Annotated in this window: 4 protein-coding genes; 2 read left to right on the top strand and 2 right to left on the bottom strand. The window is 66.8% G+C overall.

Features of this window, described 5'->3' with window-relative positions:
• Both WEA77_RS05410 and WEA77_RS05405 read right to left on the bottom strand, forming a co-directional pair.
• The coding region (locus WEA77_RS05410) for a hypothetical protein (RefSeq protein ID WP_368066848.1) at positions 1-463 on the bottom strand (463 nt) is incomplete at its 3' end.
• 1 nt (position 464) lies between these two features.
• Complete coding sequence (locus tag WEA77_RS05405; RefSeq protein WP_368066847.1) at positions 465-2,780, bottom strand: S8 family peptidase; 2,316 nt, start codon at positions 2,778-2,780, stop codon at positions 465-467.
• A 115-nt stretch (positions 2,781-2,895) separates the two neighbouring features.
• Between WEA77_RS05405 and WEA77_RS05400 the strand changes: the two genes are divergently transcribed.
• Both WEA77_RS05400 and WEA77_RS05395 read left to right on the top strand, forming a co-directional pair.
• The gene (locus WEA77_RS05400) at positions 2,896-3,678 is read left to right on the top strand and encodes an enoyl-CoA hydratase/isomerase family protein (protein ID WP_368066846.1); all 783 of its coding nucleotides are present in this window, start codon (positions 2,896-2,898) and stop codon (positions 3,676-3,678) included.
• A complete protein-coding gene (locus WEA77_RS05395) occupies positions 3,675-4,919 on the top strand; it encodes an acetyl-CoA hydrolase/transferase family protein (protein WP_368066845.1) in 1,245 nt (414 codons plus the stop codon). The genes WEA77_RS05400 and WEA77_RS05395 overlap by 4 nt, the downstream gene beginning before the upstream one ends.
• Positions 4,920-5,006 lie beyond the last annotated feature (87 nt).

The following is a 5,006-nucleotide window of genomic DNA, read 5'->3' as shown; positions in this document are numbered from 1 at the left end:
GGTAGGCAAGCTTGATCTCGCCCGAATAGCTCGCGCCCGCCAGGGTGAAGTCACAGAGGCCGGGCAGCCTGGTGACGAGGTCCTGCCAGGCCGATTGCGCCGCTGAGGGGTCGCGTTTGAAATTGCGGGTAATGGTGTCGATTTCCGGCGCGCCCTTGAGACGGACTATGAACTGAACTTCGGTACCATCCGCGCGGGCCGGCCGCTCCACGGCGGCCACCGGCGCCGAAACCACCTGCGCCAGTTCCGCCTGGTCGCCGCGCCCGAAATCCGGCTCGGACGCAGACGGTGACTGGATTTCCACGCTCAGCGCCGGCGCGGCGCCCTGCGCAGGCCCGGAGGGCGGCGGCGAGGGTTCATTGTTGATGGCCGCAATTGCGAGCGCCACAGCGCCGCCCACACAGCCCAGTCCCAGCGCGCCAAGCGGCCCTCCCAGATGCAATGGCGCGCGGGTGGCGGTCATGTCAGCGCCCTCCTGCGCCAGTCGAAGCGGCGGGTATGTTCGCGAGATTGAGCAAACCTGTCCCGCACGGCCGCGCGCACATGTCAGGATTGCCCGGCAGTGCGGTCGTCCCCGGATACTGGCTGCAAAGTCCGGAGCATTGCAGCGGCTGGCGCGGATCCAGCGCGCCCCTGAGCGTGGCGATCAGCTGTTCCTTCGTGGCCGAAGGCGAACGCGCCTTCAGCAGCGCGAGCGCCGCCGAGACATGCGGCGCCGCCATGCTGGTGCCCTGCTCATAGGCATAAAAACAGGTCTCGACACCCTCTCCGGTGACCGGGTCATAGCAGTTAGAAGCCGCCTTGGTGGACAGCACGCCGTCCGGCTTGCCATCGCCATTGTCATCGCGCGTCAGGTCGCCGCCCGGCGCCAGAAGGGTCACTTCCGGGCCATAGTTCGAGTAAGGCGTGATCTGCCCGCGCGCATCGCTGGCCGCCACCGTCACCACGCCGCGGCATCCGGCCGGAGCATAGAATGTGGTGGACATGCGCGCATTGCCGGCGGCTGAAACGACGATCGCACCGCGCTCGGTGACCGCATCGATCGCATCCTGCAGCGAAGCCGGGCAGGCACCCAGCAGGCCTATGGACAGGTTGATGATGTCCGCCGGGTTCTCGTTCCAGACTTCCGTGTCAGCCGGGCCTTCAGCCGGGATCAGACCGGCGGACCAGCGGATCGCGTCGTTGATGTCAGACAGGCGCCCGCCGCATTTACCGAGCGCCCGGACCGGGACAACGCGCACATTCCAAGCGCCGCCCGCAACGCCTGCGCCATTATTGGTGGACGCCGCGCCGACCGTGCCGGCCACATGCGTGCCGTGGAAGCTGTCAGCGGCATAGGGCCTGGTCGGATCACACATGTCGCCTGGATCATTCGGATCGCTGTCGCGCCCGTCACCGTCATTGCCCATGCGCGGATCGGAAACCATGTCCCAGCCCGCCATGATGTTCGGCGATCCGGCAATGTCCGGATGCGACATCTGAAGGCCGGTATCGATCACTGCCACGACAACGCTGCGCGAACCGGCGGTGCCCTGACGGTTCCAGAAGGATTCAAAACCCGCGCCACCGGCCGTGCGCCCGTCGGCCGTGCCCTGGTCCCTAAAGTGCCATTGCAACGTCCAGAGCGGATCATTGGGATTGAAGCTGACCGGCGTCGCCGGAGCCGTGGTCGTCCCACCGGTCGAGCCGCCCGGATTGGCGCCTGTTCCGGCAGGCGGCGGCGCGTCCCTGGTCCGGCGGACAAACTGGTTCTGAAAGATGAAGTCTTTCTCGACATACTCGAACTGGCCCGACGCCCGCAGGTCGCGCACAACGCAAGCGGTCACCAGCGCAAGATCACCGGCCACCTGGCTCGGCTGGATATCGTCCGGGCATTCGGTTTCGTCCTCACGCGCGAGGAAATCCGCCGGTCCCGTACCCGCCCCGCGAAACTGGGTCGGGCTGGCGCCGTCGGCCCCGATCTGGATGACCATCTGGCCCTGGCGCGACAGCGCCACTTCCCCGCCGATGCCATACTTGGTCATCGTGTCGAGCATCACGCTGTTGGCGTCGATCTGCGCCTTGATCGCGTCCCTGGAAACCGGCGCGCGGCGGGCCAGCTTGCGCATCTCGGCCTTTTCCTCGACTGGCAGCGCCTTGAACTCCTCACGCGTGAGACCTTTCAGGCGGCGCTGGGCGAGCGGCTCTTCGGCGACCATCTTGTCGAGGTCTGCGCCGGCCTGAGCAATCTCGCGTTCGGACTTGGCCACCGCGCGCGGATCGAGCGTGATTTTGGGAAGCGCCTGCTCCGGCGACACCGTGACAGCCGACGGGGCCCGCGAACTTGCGAGATCCGGCGCAGACGCTGGTGGCGGCAAGGCTTCCAGCACTTCCCCCCCGCTCACGGCCGGTTCCTCGTAATAATATTCTTCTTCGAAATACTCGAGTTCCTCTGCCGACAAGGCCTCATCGTCCATTGCCAGAGCGGAAGGGGGCGGAATGTCAATCGGCTTGGCGATGATAGAGCCGATGGCGAACAGCGGGCGCTCTTCTTCATCCACCACGAACTCGGCCATCACGGTGCCGGCCAGCGCCCGGTCTGCGATTGAAGCGGTCTCGAGGTTGCGCGCGCCGGGATCGACGATGGTTTCGCCGCTGATCTGGCCGGCCGAGGTCTCAGCAACCTCCTTCGCCCGGTCGAGCCGCTCGGTGAGCTGGTCGCAACCTGCAAGCAGGGCTGTCCCGGCCAGGGCAGACAGGATAACGCGGCGCATCCGCCGGTCCGTCAGTCGATTCAACATGTTGGTGGTCCCCATGCGATTGCCAATGAACACCCCAGCCCCATAGGTTAACGCTATGATTAGACTATGACGAGGATGAGGCGCTGTCCAATCCCTTCAAGCGGCGGAGACTGAATTGACCCAGACCATCCGGCTAGAGATCGCCGCGCCAATTGCCGAAATCATTCTGGACCAGCCCCAACGCCGCAATGCCCTTTCGCTCGAGATGTGGGCGAGCCTGCCCGGCCGGGTCGCAGAGGCCAATTCGGATCCGGGCGTGAAAGTCATCCTGCTGCATGGCGGCGGCAGCGGCGTGTTTGCCGCCGGCGCCGACATTTCCGAGTTCCCGGTGATCTATGCCACCGAAGACGCCGCCCGCCATTCCGGCGAGACAATCGCCCGGGCGCTGGCCGCTCTTGAAGACAGCGCGAAACCGGTGATTGCTGCCATCGAAGGCGCTTGTGTCGGCGGCGGCGTCAGCCTGGCCGCCGCCTGCGACCTGCGGATTGCAACCGTCACCGCCAGCCTTGGTATCACGCCGGCCAGACTTGGCCTCGTCTATCCGCCGGGCGACATGGCGCGCCTTGTCCGCCTCGTCGGCCCCGGCGCCACCAAACGCCTCCTCTTCACCGGCCGCAACTTCAACGCAGCCGAAGCGCGCGCGATGGGGCTCATTGACGAAGTGGTAGACGCGCCCGGCATCCTGCCCGCCGCCCGCGCCCTTGCCCTCGAGATCGCGGCCCAGTCGCAATGGTCGGTGCGCGCCACCAAGCAGATGCTGCGCGGCTTCGAAGCCGGCCGCGGCCCTGCCTCGCCGGAAGCCGGGGCGCTGTTCCTGGAAGGCTTCGCCAATCCAGATTTCCGCGAAGGCGTCAGCGCCTTCCTCGGCAAGCGCAAACCGGACTGGAAAGTGACATGAGCCTCAACGCGGCCCTCAGCGCCTTTCGCGCCCGCCTGCCTAAGCGCGCGCGCCTGTTCACCGGCGGCTGCAGCGGCGAACCGCTCGGGCTCGCCGAAGCCTTCCGCGCGGCGCCCGAACTGGCAGACGGCGTCACCTTCGTCGGCCAATGGGTGCCCGGAATTAACCAGACCGACTGGGCGGGCCTGCACCCTGGCGCCGAAGCCGAAACCACTTTCCTCGCCCCTGTCCTGCGTGCCTCCTTCGAGCACGGGCGCACGCGCATCCTGCCGATGACCTATTTCCAGTCCTGGGACTGGATCGGGCAGACGCCGCTCGATGGCGGCATCCTCCTCGTCTCCCCTCCGGATACGGATGGAAATGTCACCTTAGGCGTCAGCGTCGATTTCGGCCCGGCCCTGGTTGCGCGCGCGGACGTGCCGCTGCTCGCCGTGATCAATCCGAACATGCCCGCCCCGCCGCATACCCCGCGCGTGCCGCTGTCGCGCTTTGCGCAGGTCACGGAAGACACCAGCGCCTTGCTCAGCGTGGCCCCCGCCCCGCTCGCGCCGGCCTTCGCTGATATAGCGCGCCACATTTGCGCCCTCGTGCCGGACGGAGCCGCCCTGCAGTTCGGCATCGGCAACGTGCAGCAGGCCGTGCTCACCGAGCTCGCCGGGCGCAAGGGGCTGTCGATCTGGTCCGGCATCATATCCGATCCCGTCATCGGCATGCTGGATGCGGACCCGGCCCTAAAGGTCACCACCGGCGTCGCCGTCGGCACCGAGGCGCTTTACCGCCGCCTTGCCGCAGAACCGCGCGTCCGCTTCGAGCCGGTGATCGTCACACACAATATCCTCCGTCTCGCGGCAATTGAGAAATTCACCGCAATCAACTCCGCCCTCGAGGTCGACCTCTTCGGGCAGGCCAATTCCGAATTCATCCGTGGACGGCAGGTCTCAGGCACCGGTGGCCTGACCGATTTTCTGCGCGGCGCCTGCGCCTCCCACGGCGGCACCGGCATCACCGCCCTCCTCTCCACCGCAGGGGGCGGCGCCCTCAGCCGCATCGTCCCGAGGCTCGCACCCAACGCAGTCACCGTCTCCCGCGCCGACATGGAAGTGGTCATCACCGAGCACGGCATCGCGCGCTTGCGCGGCCTCGACCTCGACGCACGGGCAAACGCCCTGATCGCCATCGCCGCCCCCGCCCACCAGGCCGCCCTCGCCAACGCCTGGGATGAGATGCGGCGAGGCATGTGAACCCTTAGCAGGCTGCTGAAGAACCGGGGAAAATCTGATCAGTTTCCGTTCCCGGCGTTGTTGCTGATGTGCAGCGTTTTGAGCGCC

It is taken from the genome of Hyphomonas sp., from assembly GCF_040882205.1.
Lineage (GTDB): Bacteria > Pseudomonadota > Alphaproteobacteria > Caulobacterales > Hyphomonadaceae > Hyphomonas.
The sequence above is the reverse complement of the archived record's forward strand: the minus strand, read 5'-3'. Positions and strand labels throughout refer to the sequence as shown.